Here is a 17,929-nt window from a genome sequence, read left to right as displayed (position 1 = left end):
AATGAGCAGGTATTTGGAATCATTTGCTACATGCTCATAATATGGGGTGGAAAACCCCATATTCAAGCCTGCATTGTCCTAGTTATAGGTTAGTCATTCTCAAGGAATGAACGCAAATGCTCTGAACGTGATGGATGGCGAAGTTTACGTAAAGCTTTCGCTTCAATCTGACGAATACGTTCACGTGTTACGTCAAACTGTTTACCCACTTCTTCCAGAGTATGGTCGGTTGGCATATCGATACCAAAACGCATTTTCAAGACTTTTGCTTCACGTTCAGTCAAGTTTTCAAGAACTTCACGTGTTGCTTCTTTTAAGCCTTCAGACGTTGCAGCATCAATCGGAGAGGTGATGTTGCCGTCTTCAATGAAGTCACCAAGATGCGAATCTTCGTCATCACCAATTGGTGTTTCCATTGAAATTGGTTCTTTCGCGATTTTAAGCACTTTACGAACTTTCACTTCGTCCATTTCTAGACGTTCACCTAATTCTTCAGGTGTCGGTTCACGACCCATTTCTTGAAGAAGTTGGCGAGATACACGGTTGATCTTGTTAATGGTTTCGATCATGTGTACTGGAATACGAATAGTACGTGCTTGGTCGGCAATCGAACGTGTAATCGCCTGACGAATCCACCAAGTTGCATAAGTAGAGAACTTATAACCACGACGATATTCGAATTTATCCACCGCTTTCATCAAGCCGATGTTACCTTCTTGGATCAAGTCGAGGAATTGCAAACCACGGTTGGTGTACTTTTTCGCAATCGAAATTACCAAACGTAAGTTAGCTTCAACCATTTCCTTTTTCGCACGGCGAGCTTTCGCTTCACCAATCGACATACGTTTAGAAATGTCTTTGATGCCTTTAACATCTAAACCAAGTTCTTTCTCAATGTCAGCGATTTTTTGTTGGAATGCCAGAACGTCAGGGCGGACTTTTTCAAGATAGCCTTTCATTTCTGCAGGTGCTTTAGCAATTTGTTCATCTAACCAAGCAAAGTTAGATTCTTGGCCTGGGAATGACGTACGGAATTGAGTACGGTCCATACGACCACGACGTACTGCATAGCGCATAACTTCACGTTCAGAAGTACGGATTTGGTCATGGGTATTACGAATCAAATCAGAGATGATGTCGAATAAACGTGGTGTGAATTTGAACATCATGAACACAGTTGCAAGTGCTTCAAGTGCAGCAGCAGCTTCTTTACTGTTACGACCATGTTTTTCAATTGCAGCTTTAGTGACTAACCATGCTTGTTCAAGCTCAGTGAAACGTGCTTTAGCAATTTCAGGATCTGGACCAGATTCGCCTTCAGAATCATCATCACCTTCAGACTCTTCTTCTTCATCGTCATCATCAAGTTTGACATCTTTAGTTGGCTTGTTGGTTGACGCTTCATCTTCATCGATCTCAGAATCATCTTCATCGATCACTTCTGGGATGGCTTCGTCAGATTCTGGATCTAAATAACCAGAAAGAATATCAGCTAAACGGCGTTCACCCGCTTCATAATCTTTATATTCTTGCAATACAACTTCGACTGCATTTGGCCAATAAGCAATAGAATGTAAAACATCACGAATACCTTCTTCGATGCGTTTTGCAATGCTAATTTCGCCTTCACGTGTCAAAAGCTCAACTGTACCCATTTCGCGCATATACATACGCACAGGGTCAGTGGTACGACCGGGTTCATTTTCAACAGATGCAAGTACAGCAGCGGCTTCTTCTTCAGCAACTTCGTCAGTCGCTTCGCTGCCACCTTCAAACATTGTATCGTCAGTTTCTGGTGCACGATCATGTACCGGAATACCCACGTCATTCAACATCTGAATGATGTCTTCAATCTGTTCACTTTCAGTGATTGAGTCCGGGAGATGATCGTTAACCTCGGCGAAAGTTAGGTAACCTTGCTCTTTGCCTCGGCTAATCAGAGCCGCTACTTGAGAAGTAGGGGAAGTCATATCGCTCATCTTTGCTTACTCTTCGTTGAATCTGTGGCAGTAAAAAACCGTGCATTTTAGCACGATCGTCTCATTAAATCTTGTTAATAGCTGGCTTATCCCATTAGGACGGTACAGCATCAAGCTGTCCAATGAGATATTAAAAATTTAAATTCAGTAATTTAGGTGGGGCTGAAATTGTTGTTTTCAAGTTCATCCCATGCATCGATTATTTTACGAGTCATCTTTGACTGTCATAAAAATGAAGGACGCAGGGTGGATTATATCATGCCACAGGTTTTGGTAAGAAAAAAAGCCCTATTTTTAAAGTTTAGTTGTTAAAAAAACAAATAAAACTTGACAATATTTTATATCCCATATAAATAGCGGCTAGACCCCTTCAATTTTTTTCATTATGAGGTAGTTTTGGTGTCTTCTACAGATTTTGAACTAGATGATAACTACGGTGATGATGATGTGAATTTCGATGAGGCCAGTGCAAAAACTAGCGCGAAAGAATCGTTAGAAAAGCGCCGACTTATTGATGACCTTCTGGCTCAGCGCCGTCTTGAACGTGAGCTTAAAGATTTTGATTACGACATCGACGATGACGATGATTTTGATGACGAAGAAGACTAAATAGCGATTTAGCATAGCGCTTGAAAATGCTATGCTTACGCATTAAGTTTCTAACTCTGGATTTGAAATGAGTGCTTTAGATTTAGACCTTTTGAGTGACTATTTAGACGGCGATGACAACGAGCATGGTCTAGATTTTGCAGCGACTCATGGTTTTTTATGTGCAATTGCAGTAGGCCCAGCTTTTGATAAATGGCTAGACGAACTTTTTGATAACAATCAGAAAAAAGTACCTGCTGAAATTATTGCACAAGTAAAAGCATGGCTCGAATCGATTCGTCAGAATCTTGCCAATGAAGATGGTATTGAATTTCCATTTGAAATTGAAGAAGCCGATGTTGAATCAAGTCTTGGTGACTGGAGTGTTGGCTTCGTTGATGCCATGTTCCTAAACGAAGATGCATGGTTCACCGACGAGTTTGAAGAACAATTGGTAGATTTAACTTTGCCAATCATGGTGTTCAGCGGCATTGATGAAGAAGATCCACAAATGGAATCTTTCCGTCGTAATGGTCAGTTGATGGATGAACTTGCAGAAGAAATCCCAACCAATTTGAACGAATTATATTTGATGTATCACACACCAAATTAATTTCGACGAAATTTAAAAAAAGCACCTTGGGGTGCTTTTTTTAGCGCTATACCTTTTCAATTCAAAGTTAGTCTAAAGGCTTAACTACGTTTGGCTTTTAAGAAGCTCTTTGCCATCCATCCAAAAGATAAAGCCAACATGAGATAATGGATGAATAAGGTAAAGCTGATAGCAAGCAGCCAGACCCAAGCGGGTAATTGCGTTAGCGCCATTTGAATAAAGGCTTGGGTTTCAGGGAAGATCAAGAGACAAATGACTGTAGCAACGACACTGATGAGAACCGAAGCTAAAATACAGCTCCAAATCAAAGTTCGCTTTTCTAACTTATTTGGCACTCGCTGATGGTCTTTAACAAAGCTGGATGCCGCAGCAAAACCGCCCACGATGAGACAGGTAATGGATGAACCACCGGGTAAATCAAAGAAAGACTCTATGGCTGCGACAGCGACCATGGCGAGGGCATAAGCAATGCTAAATGTGATGATGTATTTTTTCATTATTTAATGTTCATGTTTTCGTTTTATAAAGAGCGAGTATAGCTTGCCCGAAGTTTCTTCACTCAATTTTAAGTTTCAGTGAAGGGTATTGATTCAAATTCTAACGGAATAAGTTAAAAAAATTTATAATTTTTTAGCGCAGTAGTCTGCATACCAACCGTAGGCAATATGAAATATCGTGCCATGAATGGCGACCATGCAGAGCATAATTACAGCAGTTAGCCCAATGCCTGCATTATCCACAGACTTCATAATGCTTTCGGCATTGGGATTCATCAGCACCAAGAACAGCACAAAAAAGCTACCAATGATGATTGCAACGGCACTGGAGCCCCAAACCAGTTGGATCTTTTCATGGTTGCTAGGCACACGTTGTTCTTTCTTTACAAAATGCCCAACGCTGATTAATGCACATGCCACCAATGTAGGAATTAATGTAATACCACCAAGATTTAATCCAAAAATTAATACGGTAATCAAAAGCACCAAGGCGATGCTATAAACAGCAGCAAAGTGTAGGAGATAGTGTTTCATTTAAGCCCCAAAACAAAAAATTAACGAGGTCGACGTTGATGTCGACGGTACAAAATCCAAGCAATAATGATGACTGTGATCAGAATAATCACATGGCCAACTTTACTAAATATTTGCTGCATTAACTGCTGATTTTCACCTAAATAAAAACCCATACAAGCTAAAAAAGTGGTCCAAATAATCGTACCTAAACCACTATAAAACATAAACTTCCAAAATGGCATGCGGCTCATTCCAGCAGGAATACTAATGAGAGAACGCACAGCTGGAATCATTCGTCCGAAAAATACAATGCGGTGACCGTATTGCTCAAACCATGCTAGAGATTTTTTTACATCTGCCGATTTGATAAATAAATACTTTCCATAGCGATCGACGAAGTGAAAGATGGATTCATGCTTAAATTTATAGCCAATCCAATATAGCAATGCAGCCGCCAGTAAAGAACCGACACAACCTGAAATAATGACACCAATGAGGAGTAGTTGACCTTGGGAGGCAGAATAGCCAGCCGAGGGCATAATGATTTCAGAGGGGATTGGGGGGAAGACATTGTCAAGAAACATGAGCAGGGCAATACCGAGATAACCCAATTGTTCCATGATTGAAATGATCCATTCAGTTAAAGTCATGGTAGCTAAGGCAGAGAAAAGGTGTATTTATCCTATGTTGAAAAGCGCAGTGGGTAAAGTTCCGTTTTAAATATTCCTGAAACCACCTAAGCAAAAACAACAAATGTTGAGTTCATCTTGTATTAAGTAGCACGTAGGCTGAATTAGAAGGAAAATGTATTAATGCGTGATGGTATTGAGCAATGCTGAGTAATAGTAAAACTGAATAATTGATAGGCATAGAGTACGGTTTTTATATTACTGAGTTTACGCTGTGCAGTTTGGATTTTATTTTTGATTTTGGCGCTTTAGCAGCCTTAAAAATCGTTTTATATACTGAACAGCGTAGGACAAAGTTGCAATAAGTAGCTTTGCAAGGTGCGCAAATTAATCATCATGTTCCATATTTAACAGGGTGTGAATATAGACTTGGCGTAAGCTCAGCGATAAAGCAAATGGAATCGCACAAAGTCCAAGAATGTTGAGCAGAGTGGGTTGTAAGTGCAAGGTATAAGCAATAAATAAGGCAAAAATTGCACCAATGCATGTGGCAATACTGACTATCAAAATATGCGACTGTTGGTTAAGGAGGTGTTTTAATTCTGCAACACTTTCTTTTACACGTGGAGCGGGTAAAGCAAGGCGCCTTGAGGTTGCAATAGGAGAGTTGATTAATTTTGGCATAATGCTTTCCTTTTCAATTATCTATAATGATTTTCTCGGATCAATTGATCAGAATAAGCATAAATGCGCGAACTGATTCTCGTAAATAACCAGATATAGTTATTTTGTCAAAAAAATTAAGTCACTGTTGAGAATGCGTAAAAAAAGCCCTAAAAATAGGGCTTTTATTTATATATCGTTACAACAAATTTTGCTTAGAGACGCTTACGTTTTGCTGCCACAATTTGTGATTGACGCATACGGAAGCCTGCTTTTTGCTGTTCAGTGGTTTTGTCGATACAGTATTTGCATGATACGCCGTGTTCGTAGCTCGGAAGTTCAACTTCAGCAGGAGCCAGTGGCCAACCGCATGCGTGACATTTGATATTTTCGCCTTCTTCCATACCGTGAGTGACAGCAGTACGACCGTCAAATACGAAACATTCACCTTCCCACATGCTTTCTTCAACAGGGGTTTCTTCTAAATATTTTAAGATACCGCCTTTAAGGTGATAAACCTCATTAAAGCCTTCTTGAAGTAAAAGTGAGGTTGATTTTTCACAGCGAATACCGCCTGTACAGAACATGGCAATTTTCTTATCTTTATGCTGCTCAAGCTCTTTTTTCACGTATTCAGGGAATTCACGGAAAGTCTCAGTTTTCGGGTCAATCGCACCCTTAAATGTACCTGCTTTGTATTCATAGTCGTTACGTGTATCAATTAGGATTACGTCATCACGTGCAATTAGTTCATTCCATTCTTTAGGATCAAGATAGTGACCGACTAAATCACGTGGTTTCACTTCCACACCTAAAGTCACGATTTCTTTTTTCAGTTTGATCTTCATTTTACGGAATGGTTTATCCGCGCTATGCGATTCTTTGTATTCCATCGCATTGAAGCCTTCATTGAGAAGGAATTGATGGATGATATCTACAGATTTACGGTCACCGGCAACCGTACCGTTAATACCTTCACCTGCCACAATTAGAGTACCGCAAAGGTTGATGGTTTTTACCAAGTCTAAAAGACGTTGTTGAAGATCAGCAGGATCTTGAACTTCTTTGAATTGATAAAGTGCGGCAACAACCCAACCAGAGGTCGCTTGCTGTTCTACAGGTGCAAGCTGTTCTACAGTAGCGTTCATGGAGTACTCCAAATGAATAAACAGGATAAAAATTAAGGCGCACATTCTACCGTGATTTGGATGAATAAGCGAGTAAAGCGATGGCTTTTAACCACACATTTGATCATAGCTTCATTTCAGTAGTTTTAGCGTGTATAGTCATGCCGAGTTGTTTTTATCCCATAAATATTGCTTGAATGGAGCCGGTTTTGAGTACTGATCGTCGAATTGCCTCGTTAACCCCATGTGCAGGGCGTTGTTCTACGGTATTTGGTGATTCAGTCTGTCGTGGTTGCCGCCGCTTTAACCATGAAGTCATAAAATGGAATACCTATACAGCAGAGCAACACACGGCCATTTGGTGTCGTTTAGATGCACAATTAGATCAAATTTTAATACCGATGTTGCCGCAAGCAGATATCATCCATGTCGAAGGCTTTGTCTTGTCTAAGCGAGTTCGCTTACGTCCAGATGCAAGCAAAGGCCGTAAACTGTATCACGCACTCAAGCTCTGCGAAAAAAACCGTCATTTCACAGATGAAAGTGGACTCGGGATACATTACAAACAGGTGCGACCGTTGTGGGATGAATTTGAGCGTCGTGTTTTAGCACTCGCCACAGCCAGCTATGATTTGGCATTTTTAAGAGCAGATGCCATTCGCTTGCATTTATTACAAAACATGGATGAAGAGGACTAAGTCCTCTTTTTTTATTTATGAAATTTATCGTGATGTAAAAAAAATAAGTGAAGGAATCTCAGCGTGAATTATTCGGAGTACTTTTTATATTGTGTGGCCGTCATCGTAATGATTGCAACACCTGGACCTGTCATGCTGTTGGTCGCAAGTTCAGGTTTACAAGGCGGATATAAAAAGGCATTTCAAACCATTGTCGGGACGAATTTTGCTTCACTGATTTTGATCGTACTGTCGGTGTGTATTTTAAAAGGCATTTTAAATGTGAATGCGCACTGGCTCGATGGCATCAAAATACTGGGTTGTTTATATATTGCTTATATTGGATTTGATATTTTAAAAGAAGTAACTATACAGCCCACTACACAATCTCTGCAGTTAAAAGCAGCACAAGGGGGTTTTAAGCAAGGACTAATTGTGGGGATTTCAAATCCTAAGGATATTATTTTCTTCGCGTCATTTTTTCCGCAGTTTGTAGGAATTACTCCTCATCTTAATCTGAGTTTAATTGTGTTGACCCTGAGTTGGATCGTTTTAGATTTCGCGACCTTGTCTTTGGTGTATTTGTCTTTTCATCGATTGTCGAAATCACGCTGGTATAAAAAATTGTTGGCACTGTGTGGGCTGATTTTAGTGGTGGTTGCCATCTATGGCATCTATAGCATATTCACGGTTTAATTCTTAACTTGAAATGTGCAGTAAAAAATAAAAAAGGCTGATTCAATCAGCCTTTTTTATGAACGTGTAGATCTTTAACTTATTCGCACTAGAGATTGTGCTGTAAACGATATTGCACAATCTCTTCAATAGTGAGTACAGTCAAATGATGGGTTTGTGCATACGCTAAAACTTGTACGCCATTCGCCATTGTGCCGTCTGGGTTGGTTAATTCACACAAAACACCTGCAGGTTTTAAACCGGCCAGACGTGCCAAATCAATAGTCCCTTCAGTATGTCCGCGACGGGTCAATACGCCGCCTTCACGCGCACGTAAAGGAAAAACATGACCCGGACGGTTTAAGTCAGCAGCAACAGCACCATCTTTAATTGCGGTTTTGACTGTAGTTGTTCGGTCTTTTGCAGAAACTCCAGTAGTAACACCTTCCGCAGCTTCAATGGTTACGGTAAAGGCAGTTTTAAAATGGCTAGAGTTATCAGATACCATGGGTGGAAGTTCTAAATGATTGGCTTGAGCATCGGTTAAACACAGGCAGACAATCCCTGAACCGTCACGAATCATACGTGCCATGGTTTCTACAGTCAGTGTTTCTGCAGCAACAATCAGGTCGGCTTCATTTTCACGGTCAAAATCGTCCATGACTAAAACAGGCTTGCCTTGACGAATGTCTTCTAAGGCTTGCAGCATGCGCTGTTCTGCAGGTGGAAGGGCAGAAAAGAAAATTTCGGGTTGAATTAAACTAGACATTGAAACGCTCGCGTAAATTTTAGATACGGTTGAACATTTCAGGACATGTGAAATAGTGGCGTTACGATATATATTGAAAATGATCAATGATATAGAGATGTGACGTCGTCTTCTTTCATCCGGACTATACCGTCGGCTCAGGTATTGCACCTGATCTGCGAATCGCGTTTAAACGATTGGCTCGTGGGCTTTTTGCAGGGCTTTCAACCCAGCAAATTTACCACCGGTGGGGAATTTCACCCCGCCCTGAAGCGATGTGTCTTGAGTATAGACCTGTTTGAGTGATGATGGGGGATTATTGCTTAGAATCATTTGCAAAATTTTAGATAAGTAAATTTATAAGATTGGATTTGTAAGCATTTATATAAAGTGTGTCAAAGCATGCTATCGTGCCGATAAATCAACCATGATTGCATAATGATAAAAAATGACCGCTCCTCAGCATTCTCAGCAGCAGAATATAAAGCTGCATCGTTCACAGTTAGATCAAGAGTTTTCAACAGATCTGTTCCAAGATGTACAGGTCATTCGGTATCTGCAAGTGATCGGTGTTGCACTGATAGCTGCCAGTTTCGTGTATTTGATCGCGGCAAACTGGTTGATGTTACCCAAATTTATTCAATTGGCAATTCCAATGTTGCTGTTGGTACTGAGTGCTGTGACGAGTGTATATTTTGTAAGGCATGCTTGGATTCAGCAAAGCTTAGATGCTTTAAGTGCTTTGTTGCTCGGATTAAGTTTAGCTGTGATCGGGCAGGTCTATCAAACAGGTGCAGACAGTTATCTGTTATTTTTAGTTTGGGTTTTGCTGCTTTTACCTTGGTTATATCGATCGAATATCGGAGTCTTTGCGTTACTGTGTTTGATCAGTCAATTGGCATTATTTTTATATTTTAAACAAAGCTATTTAATCGTTGATCATTCATGGTGGTATTTACTTTGTATGAATATATTGACGGCAATATGTGTGACCTTGTGTTTGAAATATTATGCTGCACTGCGCTTTGTATTTATTGCATTCATTACACTAATGTCGATGTATTGCATGTTTTTATACTGTGGAAATGGGGTAGATCAGTATCAATGGCAATATTTAATTTTTGCATCGTTGCTTCCAATTTATCTGATTATCTATTTTTATCGACAACATCGTGCATTAGAAACCAGTTTACAAGCCGCGGGTCTTGCTGCGAGTTTCAGTATTTTGATTTTCCAATGGGCAGAACATATTTTATCTGATTCGATTGCAGGATTGCTGGTTTTTGCTTTGCTGATATTTGCTTGGTTTGCGGTGATCAGTTGGGCACTGATGAAATTTCTGCCACAGACTAAATTTGCGGTTATTCCTTTAGCGATTGGGGCATGGTTGGCAGGCATTATTTTATCGAGCTTATTGCTGACCTATTGGAAGGCGTTTTCGATCGTCATGGGCTTAGTTTTTGTAGCTGTGGCTTGGTGGTTGATTCGACGAGCTAAAAGTATCTTTAGTCGCCAATTTGCTTACTGCTTATGGGTATGTGGCCAATCTGCGGTCTTCATTCATACAGAGAGCTTGACCAATAGCATTTCGTTTATTTTAGTGTTGCAAATTGGCGTTATCTTGCTCTGTTTGTTTAGTCGAATGCATTGGTTTATTGTTTTTATTCAACTCATTGCAGGATACGGCCTTGCAGTGGCCACACTATTTGATGCCGATCTTTTTATGAGCGATGAACATGTCATCTTAGCTGTGATTGGATTGAATTATATTCTACTGATTTTCTTGCTCGGGAGTGCAACAGCTTGGTTGCACACGATGTATCGAAAAAGCATTGTGTTATGGATGTTATGCATCGTATTGACGGTTGTGGTGTTGCAGACGCTGTCAAATAACGTTCTACAGTTTGAACAGACCCAACATGGCATTCTTGACCTATTTGTCTGTTATCTACTGCCTGTAGTTTGGCTTGGTCTTTACATCGCAAATCAGCAAAAACAGGTGGGGAGCGAAAAATGGCCGTTACTGCTATTGGGCCTTGTGCTGATTGCGATGGGCTATTTTGGAATTTTCTTGTTATTGGTTTTATTGGCATGGGCGCAGGTCTATCAGCAATCTTTGGTTAAAGCCCTTTGCATCGTGTTGATCATTTTTAGCTTATGGATGCTGTACTACAATTTGGGTCTGAGTTTTTTATTGAAAAGTTTAACGATTTTGATCTCTGGTCTTTTGCTGCTTGGCATCACCAAGATGTTATCTGCGAAACAGCTTAAACAAGTGGGAGGAGCATGATGAACATACTCAATAAAAAAATGCTTCCTATTGGTTTAGCTGTACTCAGTATTCTTTTATTTGTATTGATGATTGCACGTCATGAATGGCATCTGGCAAACAGTCAGAGTATTTATGTGAAGCTGCAACCCGTCGATCCGCGCTCTTTGATTCAAGGGGATTATATGGCCTTGAATTATCAGCTCTATTTTGGTGGTCTACCTTCTGTAGAGCAATCTGCCAATGGGCAGGCTGCCAAAGCGAACAAAGAAGAAAATGTACACCGTGACTATTTTGCCGATCAAAAAAGTATTGTGAGTTATGCGCAGCTTGATGCACAGCGTAGAGTGATTCGAACCAGTTTCAACCCAGAGTTACTAGCGCAGTATCCAAGCTCATCCACAAAACTGGTGCTCAAAAATCCTGACGATAGATTTGAGGGTTTATATCCCGCTGCGAGCAGTTTTTTATTTGCTGAAGGCTTGGAAGCGTGCTATCGCGATGCGCAATATGCAGAGCTAAAGGTACAAGAAAATGGTCAGCCTTTGTTGGTGGGGTTGGTCGGAGAGCATTTACAGCCCTTTGATTGTAAACAAAATCAAGCATGGTGGAAGGGCCCGAGAGCAGGGTAGACAAATAAATTGAGCTGTTGAGTTGTATGTAGTGATATGCGTCTAATACTGAATTTTCGTAATCAATAATGCATATTTCAGCCATAAAAAAGCCCGCAAAATTGCGGGCTTTTTAGAATCTTTAAATGCTTTAACTTATGCAACTTGAACTGGAATACAGTTCGCTGTGTGGTTCACAGTGTTGTTTGGGTTCGCGTAGACTAAACGTGGCTTATGTGCATTTGCTTCAGCTTCTGTGAAATCGCCAAAAGTTGCGATAATCATCAAGTCGCCAATATCTGCTTGGTGAGCAGCACCGCCATTTACAGAGATAATGCCAGAACCTTCTTCACCACGAATGGCATAAGTGGTAAAACGCTTACCATTAGTCACGTTCCACATATGAATTTCTTCATATTCACGGATACCGGCTAAATCTAGAAGAATACCGTCAATTGCACAAGAACCTTCATAATGTAATTCTGCTTGTGTAACGACGCAACGGTGGATTTTAGCTTTTAATAAACGAGATAGCATGGCTAGCGTCTCCTTGGTAGACCTAAGATCGTATCTTATGGTGGAACAATCTCTTGAATGCTGGGTGAGCAGTCAAATGCAAGCGCATTTTGCTCTGAAATCATTCAGATGGCAATAAGTATTGTTCAACAATTTGTGGAATTGTCAGTTCTATTTGTAAGCGTTGATTTGGTTCATGGCTTGCTGAATCTCACCACTTACCAACAATTTAGTACGTGATAAGGCATGTGCAATAGCATCATCCATTAAGCCTTGTTCACTACTTGGTGCTTTACCTAAGACATGGCCTGAGACACGTTCTTTAGAACCAGGATGACCAATACCAATACGTAAACGATGGAAATTTGGACCAATATGCGGGACGATATCGCGTAAACCATTATGACCACCATGACCACCGCCAGTTTTCAGGCGAATGACACCAGGGTTCATATCAAGTTCATCGTGTGCGATAAGCATTGCTTCGGGAGCAATTTGATAGAATTTAGCGAAGGGAACAACACTTTGACCAGAGAGGTTCATAAAGGTTGTAGGTAACAGCAGACGAACGTCTTGACCTTCGATATTACCACGACCACTGATGCCTTTATATTTAGGATCAGCTTTGAGTTGGATGCCATATTGTTCTGCAAGGCGTTCTACAAACCAGAAGCCTGCATTATGGCGGGTTTGGGCATACTCAGAACCAGGGTTACCCAAACCAACAATCAGTGAAAGTTTACTCACTCATTTACACCATTTAACACTTATGCGCGTTTGAAGTCAGCGTGCATAGGAGTGTTTTTAGCTGGGTGACGTTGTAAAGCTTGGATTTTAACGCTTTCAGCTTTACCGTCGATGTTGATTTCAACAACTTCTTCAAAGAATGCGTTGTTTTCTAAAGCTTTAACAAGTTCGCGAAGTTCCAAAGTAACTGCTACAGGTTCAGCTGCACCACCGTAGATGATTGCTGGTACTTTATTTTGAAGACGAAGGCGGCGGCTCGAACCTTTCCCTTGTACTGCTTCTTCACGTGCTACTGCATTTAATACGAAGTTTGCCATGATAGACATTCCTATTTAAGTTTAATTGACTAGACCTTCGACCAGTCTAGTGATAGAAAGCCCCACCAAAAGGCAGGGCTTTTAAATTTAGCGCTATATTATAGATAAGAATCGAACATTGCGCTAATAGATTCTTCGTTGTTAATACGACGAATTGTTTCAGCAACCATACTTGCAACTGAAACTTGGCGAATCTTACCAAGAGCTTGAGCTTCTTCTGAAAGCGGAATAGTGTCTGTTACAACCAATTCGTCAATCACAGAGTTTTTCAAGTTTTCTAAAGCTTTACCAGAAAGTACAGGGTGAGTTGCGTAAGCAACAACTTTGCGAGCACCAAAAGTTTTTAGTGCGTCAGCAGCTTTACACAATGTACCTGCTGTATCCACCATATCATCAACGATGACACAGTCACGGCCTTTAACGTCACCGATCAAGTGCATTACTTGAGATTCATTCGCTTTTTGACGGCGTTTGTCGATGATCGCAAGATCGATATCACCCATTTGCTTAGCTACAGCACGCGCACGTACTACACCACCAACGTCAGGAGAAACAACCATTAAGTTGTCGTGTGACTGTTGACGAAGATCTGCTAAAAGCGCAGGAGTACCGTAAATGTTGTCTACAGGAATATCGAAGAAACCTTGGATTTGGTCAGCATGAAGGTCGATCATGACAACGCGGTCAATACCAACAGTTGTGAGCATATCTGCAACAACTTTTGCTGTAATTGGCACACGGCTTGAACGTGGACGACGGTCTTGACGAGCATAACCAAAGTAAGGAATGACAGCAGTGATACGACCAGCACTTGCACGACGCAAAGCATCAGCCATAACTAAGATTTCCATAAGGTTATCGTTAGTTGGGGCACAAGTTGGTTGTACGATGAATACGTCTTTACCACGAACATTTTCAGTAATTTCGACAGCGATTTCACCGTCAGAAAATTGACCTACAGATGCAGCACCTAGAGGGATGTGAAGGTGGCTAACGACTTTTTGGGCGAATTGTGGATGTGCAGATCCACTAAAAACGACAAGATTGGGCATGAAGCACCCTTGGCGGTTGGCAAATTGGAGAATTAGATGGCAGGGGCGGCTGGATTCGAACCAACGGATGCCGAGATCAAAACCCGGTGCCTTACCACTTGGCGACGCCCCTAATGCGGCAGAACTTTAATATTTTTGCGGTATTTTGTCAAGTTGAAACAACAAAGATACTGCAAATTATGCTCTGTCTTTTTTGAAGTAAATGGCAGGGGCGGCTGGATTCGAACCAACGGATGCCGAGATCAAAACCCGGTGCCTTACCACTTGGCGACGCCCCTAAATTGATGAAATAGCGAATAAAGTAAATGGCAGGGGCGGCTGGATTCGAACCAACGGATGCCGAGATCAAAACCCGGTGCCTTACCACTTGGCGACGCCCCTAATACTTTACAGCAATTACATCTACAGGTAAAAAATGATGGCAGGGGCGGCTGGATTCGAACCAACGGATGCCGAGATCAAAACCCGGTGCCTTACCACTTGGCGACGCCCCTATATCAAACTTCAAAATGACGTAATGGTGATTCTTGTAAACTGCGAACCAAGTAAGATTTACATGGTGCATTTTTCAATATGTCATCAATATTCATATTTTCAGTTACTTCAGTAAATACACAAGCACCTGTACCTGTAAGCTTTGCTGTACCGAACTGATCTAAGTACCGCATTGCTTCATCGACTTCGGGATATAAGCTTCGTGCCACAGGCTCAAAGTTATTTCCAAAATCAGATGGCGTTTCCTGATAGCCGCAAAATTTAGTGGGCTTTGAGTCTCTTGTCAACGTTTTTTGTGAAAAAAGCAGTTGAGTGCTGATAAAACAGTCAGGTTTTAACACAATGTACTGTTTTTGAGCTAAATCTATGAATGTTAAGTGTTCACCGATGCCTTCTGCCCATGCATTTAGACCATGTACAAACACGGGAACATCTGCCCCAAGTTGTAAGCCGAGTTCTGCAAGTTGTTCGGTATTTAGACCACATTTCCACAGTTGATTGAGCACGATTAGGGTGGTGGCTGCATTGGATGAACCACCACCGAGCCCTGCACCCATGGGAATATTTTTTTCAATGTGGATTTTTTGTGCAGTCAGTGCTTTAGCAAACGGTTTGAGTATTTGAGCAGCACGATAAATTAAATTTTGCTCTAGATTGACGCTGTTTAAGCCCTCAATTTGAATAAAATATTCATCAGCAGAATTTGCAAGTGGGTGAAATTCCATCCAATCAGATAAATCGATGAGCTGAAAAATCGTCTGCAATTCGTGATATCCATTAGGACGTCGGCCAGTAATGTGCAAAAACAAATTGAGTTTTGCAGGAGAAGGTACACGAATCACAGAAGTCATAGCTCAGCTTTTAGGCAAATTAACGATTTTGAATCACCATTGTAATACGGTTTTCCTGACCGGATTCAAGTGCTTGTTTTAAAATTAACTTGTTCGGTACCGTCGCAGTCTCGTTATAGCTTAGGTCAACCGTCCAACCATCTTCAATAATCTGTTGTGGGCGCTGTGCAGTATCGCGTTGAATTTTTGCTTGTGTGGTTGCAGGGCGCGCCTGTACCCAGTCGACGAGGTGGGTAATGGGAGCTTGCCAACCAGTAGCACGTTCCAGTAATTCTTCAGGTGTTTCTGCTTCAATTAAACCGGTTTTTGCACTGTTTAACTGAACTTGACCGGGTTTACCGCTGATTTGAGTTTTTCCAACACCCAAGATGCCACTCAGTTCGATGTCATATTCATTGCGGTCTTGAACCCAAGTAAAAAAAGCACTTCCTGACTGTTGTGGCGTGCGCACACCAATCTTACCTTGTAAGTTGAATTGATTTGCAGCGACTTCTTCAGGGCTCGGTTGAGCGGGTGTTTTAACGTATTGCTGACAACCGGTAAAAAATAAAGCGCAGCAGGTCAGGGCAGATACCCCAAATTTTGAAGATACTTGCATAAATTCTTTTTAACTCTTTTTCAGGGGTTGGGGTAACAATAACGAATGTAGTTGCTCTAATTGCGGATCATTCGGATGTTTTTGTTGGAGTTGTTGTAACAACGCGTCAAATTTATTCATATCACCTTGCATGAAGACGGATCGTGCATAGCGAATGCCAATTTTTAAGCTATTACTCAGTTCATACGCTTTGGCCAAAACCGATGCAGAGGTACTAAAATCATTTTGCAAATAGCAAATATAACCGAACGTATCTAAAATTGAGGCTTGCTCAGGAGCATATTCTAAGGCATGTTCGACGTACTTTCGGGCTTCATCTAAGCGTCTATTTTGTACCGCCAAAGTATAGGCATATGCATTTAAATAAGTCGGGCTATTGGGTTCAATTTCAAGTAATTGTTTTAGTAATTGGTCGAGTCTATCTTTATCTTGATGGGCGTCGAGCAATAGAACTTCGGCATAAATGAGCTCTGGATCTTCAGGTAAGTTTTTTACCGCTTCATCAAGTAAACGGACTGCTGCTTTTTTATTGTTCATGCGTTTTAAAATATCTGCCTGAGCAAGATATAAAAAACTGGCATGTTGAGGATAATTAACCCGCTCTTGGGTTAAAAAGCGCAGTGCATCATGCAGCTTATTTTGCTGGCTAAAAATGCTGATCATATTGCGACGTGAAACCGTATAAAGACTACCATCTACAAGGCGATAATAGGCTTTCGCTGTTTCATAATGTTGTTTGCGTTCAGCATTTACCGCGAGATAGTAATACGCCTCATTTTGATATTTGCTCGAATAGCGTAACTCCACCAAATACTTTTCGGCTTTTTCATAAAGCTCTAAGTCAATACTGGTCAAACCTGCCATAAATAGCGGTTCTTCAGCAGATGGCCACTTCTTTAGAATATCTTCGAGTTTTTCTAGACCTAATTCTGACTGATTGATTTTAATTAAATATTTTGCTTCGGCTAAGCGAACTTCCATATTGTTGCGGTGTTTACGGCTGGATTTTTCGAACCATTTTAAGGTTTCTTCTTCATCACCTAACGACATAAGTAAATTGGCTTTCATTAAGATATAGCCAGTCACTTTCGGGCGTTTTTTTAGTGCTAAATTAATTGTGTCTAAGGCATCAGCAAAGGCACCATTTTGAGCTTGTAAACCTGCGACTAAGACCAAAATAGAGGGATTGGTTTTTTCTTTGCTGGCGGTCAGTGCTTGGATCAGATAAGCACGATCTTCCTCTGACTCAGGGGAAATACCCGCCAAAATTTGTTCTAAATCTGCATTCGGGTCAATGGTTAAAATTTTATCAAGTGTTTCGGCGGCAAGCTCATATTCATGGGCTTTCAGGGCAATATGTGATAAATAAAATAATGCCGGGACATCTTCAGGTTCTTGGACGACCCAATGTGTGGCAATGTCTAAAGCTGCTTGTAGATCATTTTGCTCAATTGCAACGTTTAAAGCACGTTGTTTGACCATGGTGGATTTACTTTTGATTGCAAGCACGGTGTAATTATGAAGCGCGGTTGGGATGTCGTTATAAGCTAAGGCAAATTCCGCAATCATACTTTGTTTAATTGCATCATATCCTGAATTTGCATGGTAAACTTCTCCCACGGCCCGAATTGGGGCAGTAGAAGCCATGCTACCGACAAGTAAGAATGTGGTAGAATACTGCTTTATTGTCTGGCCGTTCAGTCGGCTATTTGTTAGACGCAATTTTTCTTGATCCAAGTAATGCTTTTTATGACATCGATG

Annotated in this window: 20 protein-coding genes, 4 tRNA genes and 1 riboswitch; of the genes, 6 read left to right on the top strand and 18 right to left on the bottom strand. The window is 41.0% G+C overall.

All coding sequences use genetic code 11. From position 1 onward, the window contains the following. Positions 1-89: 89 nt before the first annotated feature. Entirely contained in the window at positions 90-1,979 is a 1,890-nt protein-coding gene (rpoD, locus tag FTT72_RS01455) for an RNA polymerase sigma factor RpoD (protein WP_078192191.1), read from the bottom strand. A 399-nt stretch (positions 1,980-2,378) separates the two neighbouring features. Here rpoD and FTT72_RS01450 point away from each other — a divergent pair, with 399 nt between their 5' ends. Both FTT72_RS01450 and FTT72_RS01445 read left to right on the top strand, forming a co-directional pair. Continuing rightward, positions 2,379-2,588 (top strand): PA3496 family putative envelope integrity protein, encoded by a 210-nt coding sequence (locus FTT72_RS01450; protein ID WP_078191373.1) that lies wholly within the window; start codon positions 2,379-2,381, stop codon positions 2,586-2,588. 67 nt (positions 2,589-2,655) lie between these two features. Next, the gene (locus FTT72_RS01445) at positions 2,656-3,180 is read left to right on the top strand and encodes a YecA family protein (protein WP_078191372.1); all 525 of its coding nucleotides are present in this window, start codon (positions 2,656-2,658) and stop codon (positions 3,178-3,180) included. 80 nt (positions 3,181-3,260) lie between these two features. On the opposite strand, the gene FTT72_RS01440 is transcribed toward FTT72_RS01445, so the two are convergent. The 5 genes from FTT72_RS01440 to FTT72_RS01420 all read right to left on the bottom strand — a co-directional run bounded on the left by FTT72_RS01440 (position 3,261) and on the right by FTT72_RS01420 (position 6,633). After that, entirely contained in the window at positions 3,261-3,677 is a 417-nt protein-coding gene (locus tag FTT72_RS01440) for an ABZJ_00895 family protein (protein WP_078192190.1), read from the bottom strand. A gap of 123 nt (positions 3,678-3,800) precedes the next feature. Further along, complete coding sequence (locus FTT72_RS01435; protein ID WP_180021958.1) at positions 3,801-4,211, bottom strand: ABZJ_00895 family protein; 411 nt, start codon at positions 4,209-4,211, stop codon at positions 3,801-3,803. Between the two features lie 20 nt (positions 4,212-4,231). Then, positions 4,232-4,843, bottom strand: coding sequence for a DedA family protein (locus FTT72_RS01430; RefSeq protein WP_111885305.1), 612 nt, complete (start codon positions 4,841-4,843; stop codon positions 4,232-4,234). 366 nt (positions 4,844-5,209) lie between these two features. Next, on the bottom strand, positions 5,210-5,506 hold the full coding sequence (locus tag FTT72_RS01425; protein WP_180011540.1) for a hypothetical protein: 297 nt from the start codon (positions 5,504-5,506) through the stop codon (positions 5,210-5,212). A 194-nt stretch (positions 5,507-5,700) separates the two neighbouring features. Continuing rightward, a complete protein-coding gene (locus tag FTT72_RS01420; RefSeq protein WP_180011542.1) occupies positions 5,701-6,633 on the bottom strand; it encodes a rhodanese-related sulfurtransferase in 933 nt (310 codons plus the stop codon). 188 nt (positions 6,634-6,821) lie between these two features. Between FTT72_RS01420 and FTT72_RS01415 the strand changes: the two genes are divergently transcribed. Both FTT72_RS01415 and FTT72_RS01410 read left to right on the top strand, forming a co-directional pair. Then, entirely contained in the window at positions 6,822-7,310 is a 489-nt protein-coding gene (locus FTT72_RS01415) for a DUF1289 domain-containing protein (protein ID WP_168378110.1), read from the top strand. A 63-nt stretch (positions 7,311-7,373) separates the two neighbouring features. Next, complete coding sequence (locus FTT72_RS01410; protein WP_180177745.1) at positions 7,374-7,985, top strand: LysE family translocator; 612 nt, start codon at positions 7,374-7,376, stop codon at positions 7,983-7,985. Between the two features lie 88 nt (positions 7,986-8,073). Here FTT72_RS01410 and ribB read toward each other — a convergent pair whose 3' ends face one another. Beyond that, positions 8,074-8,733 (bottom strand): 3,4-dihydroxy-2-butanone-4-phosphate synthase, encoded by a 660-nt coding sequence (gene ribB / locus FTT72_RS01405; RefSeq protein ID WP_180144792.1) that lies wholly within the window; start codon positions 8,731-8,733, stop codon positions 8,074-8,076. Positions 8,734-8,836: 103 nt separating this feature from the next. After that, positions 8,837-8,990: riboswitch (FMN riboswitch) on the bottom strand. A gap of 170 nt (positions 8,991-9,160) precedes the next feature. On the opposite strand from ribB, the gene FTT72_RS01400 reads away from it, so the two are divergent. Both FTT72_RS01400 and FTT72_RS01395 read left to right on the top strand, forming a co-directional pair. Beyond that, a complete protein-coding gene (locus tag FTT72_RS01400) occupies positions 9,161-11,002 on the top strand; it encodes a DUF2157 domain-containing protein (RefSeq protein ID WP_180177744.1) in 1,842 nt (613 codons plus the stop codon). After that, a complete protein-coding gene (locus tag FTT72_RS01395) occupies positions 11,002-11,613 on the top strand; it encodes a GDYXXLXY domain-containing protein (RefSeq protein ID WP_180089154.1) in 612 nt (203 codons plus the stop codon). The genes FTT72_RS01400 and FTT72_RS01395 overlap by 1 nt, the downstream gene beginning before the upstream one ends. A gap of 135 nt (positions 11,614-11,748) precedes the next feature. On the opposite strand, the gene panD is transcribed toward FTT72_RS01395, so the two are convergent. From panD to FTT72_RS01340, 11 genes are all read right to left on the bottom strand, one after another. Beyond that, positions 11,749-12,129, bottom strand: a complete 381-nt coding sequence (gene panD / locus FTT72_RS01390) for an aspartate 1-decarboxylase (RefSeq protein ID WP_078192181.1) — start codon at positions 12,127-12,129, stop codon at positions 11,749-11,751. Positions 12,130-12,279: 150 nt separating this feature from the next. Further along, positions 12,280-12,855, bottom strand: a complete 576-nt coding sequence (gene pth / locus FTT72_RS01385) for an aminoacyl-tRNA hydrolase (RefSeq protein ID WP_168378106.1) — start codon at positions 12,853-12,855, stop codon at positions 12,280-12,282. A 20-nt stretch (positions 12,856-12,875) separates the two neighbouring features. Beyond that, positions 12,876-13,172 carry a 50S ribosomal protein L25 gene (gene rplY, locus FTT72_RS01380; protein ID WP_078192179.1) on the bottom strand — a complete coding sequence of 99 codons (297 nt, stop codon included), beginning with the start codon at positions 13,170-13,172 and terminating at the stop codon, positions 12,876-12,878. A 98-nt stretch (positions 13,173-13,270) separates the two neighbouring features. Beyond that, positions 13,271-14,224, bottom strand: a complete 954-nt coding sequence (locus FTT72_RS01375) for a ribose-phosphate pyrophosphokinase (protein WP_078191360.1) — start codon at positions 14,222-14,224, stop codon at positions 13,271-13,273. A gap of 37 nt (positions 14,225-14,261) precedes the next feature. Then, a tRNA-Gln gene (locus FTT72_RS01370) sits at positions 14,262-14,336 on the bottom strand. 91 nt (positions 14,337-14,427) lie between these two features. After that, positions 14,428-14,502: transfer RNA gene (locus FTT72_RS01365), tRNA-Gln, on the bottom strand. Between the two features lie 28 nt (positions 14,503-14,530). Then, positions 14,531-14,605, bottom strand: a tRNA-Gln gene (locus FTT72_RS01360). A 38-nt stretch (positions 14,606-14,643) separates the two neighbouring features. Continuing rightward, positions 14,644-14,718: transfer RNA gene (locus tag FTT72_RS01355), tRNA-Gln, on the bottom strand. Positions 14,719-14,721: 3 nt separating this feature from the next. Next, on the bottom strand, positions 14,722-15,561 hold the full coding sequence (ispE, locus tag FTT72_RS01350; protein WP_111885317.1) for a 4-(cytidine 5'-diphospho)-2-C-methyl-D-erythritol kinase: 840 nt from the start codon (positions 15,559-15,561) through the stop codon (positions 14,722-14,724). Between the two features lie 28 nt (positions 15,562-15,589). Next, positions 15,590-16,168: a lipoprotein insertase outer membrane protein LolB gene (gene lolB / locus FTT72_RS01345; RefSeq protein WP_078191359.1), complete on the bottom strand. Its 579-nt coding sequence runs from the start codon at positions 16,166-16,168 to the stop codon at positions 15,590-15,592. Positions 16,169-16,177: 9 nt separating this feature from the next. Continuing rightward, complete coding sequence (locus tag FTT72_RS01340; protein WP_180177743.1) at positions 16,178-17,890, bottom strand: hypothetical protein; 1,713 nt, start codon at positions 17,888-17,890, stop codon at positions 16,178-16,180. Between the last annotated feature and the right edge of the window lie 39 nt (positions 17,891-17,929).

Source organism: Acinetobacter sp. YH01005 (genome assembly GCF_013420465.1).
GTDB lineage: Bacteria > Pseudomonadota > Gammaproteobacteria > Pseudomonadales > Moraxellaceae > Acinetobacter > Acinetobacter amyesii.
The sequence above is the reverse complement of the archived record's forward strand: the minus strand, read 5'-3'. Positions and strand labels throughout refer to the sequence as shown.

Excerpts from the sequence above, each read along its gene's own strand:
- rpoD (WP_078192191.1), bottom strand. The coding sequence starts at position 1,979 with ATGAGCGATATGACTTCCCCTACTTCTCAAGTAGCGGCTCTGATTAGC.
- FTT72_RS01445 (WP_078191372.1), top strand. The coding sequence starts at position 2,656 with ATGAGTGCTTTAGATTTAGACCTTTTGAGTGACTATTTAGACGGCGAT.
- FTT72_RS01440 (WP_078192190.1), bottom strand. The coding sequence starts at position 3,677 with ATGAAAAAATACATCATCACATTTAGCATTGCTTATGCCCTCGCCATG.
- FTT72_RS01435 (WP_180021958.1), bottom strand. The coding sequence starts at position 4,211 with ATGAAACACTATCTCCTACACTTTGCTGCTGTTTATAGCATCGCCTTG.
- FTT72_RS01430 (WP_111885305.1), bottom strand. The coding sequence starts at position 4,843 with ATGACTTTAACTGAATGGATCATTTCAATCATGGAACAATTGGGTTAT.
- FTT72_RS01425 (WP_180011540.1), bottom strand. The coding sequence starts at position 5,506 with ATGCCAAAATTAATCAACTCTCCTATTGCAACCTCAAGGCGCCTTGCT.
- FTT72_RS01420 (WP_180011542.1), bottom strand. The coding sequence starts at position 6,633 with ATGAACGCTACTGTAGAACAGCTTGCACCTGTAGAACAGCAAGCGACC.
- ribB (WP_180144792.1), bottom strand. The coding sequence starts at position 8,733 with ATGTCTAGTTTAATTCAACCCGAAATTTTCTTTTCTGCCCTTCCACCT.
- FTT72_RS01400 (WP_180177744.1), top strand. The coding sequence starts at position 9,161 with ATGACCGCTCCTCAGCATTCTCAGCAGCAGAATATAAAGCTGCATCGT.
- FTT72_RS01395 (WP_180089154.1), top strand. The coding sequence starts at position 11,002 with ATGAACATACTCAATAAAAAAATGCTTCCTATTGGTTTAGCTGTACTC.
- panD (WP_078192181.1), bottom strand. The coding sequence starts at position 12,129 with ATGCTATCTCGTTTATTAAAAGCTAAAATCCACCGTTGCGTCGTTACA.
- rplY (WP_078192179.1), bottom strand. The coding sequence starts at position 13,172 with ATGGCAAACTTCGTATTAAATGCAGTAGCACGTGAAGAAGCAGTACAA.
- FTT72_RS01375 (WP_078191360.1), bottom strand. The coding sequence starts at position 14,224 with ATGCCCAATCTTGTCGTTTTTAGTGGATCTGCACATCCACAATTCGCC.
- lolB (WP_078191359.1), bottom strand. The coding sequence starts at position 16,168 with ATGCAAGTATCTTCAAAATTTGGGGTATCTGCCCTGACCTGCTGCGCT.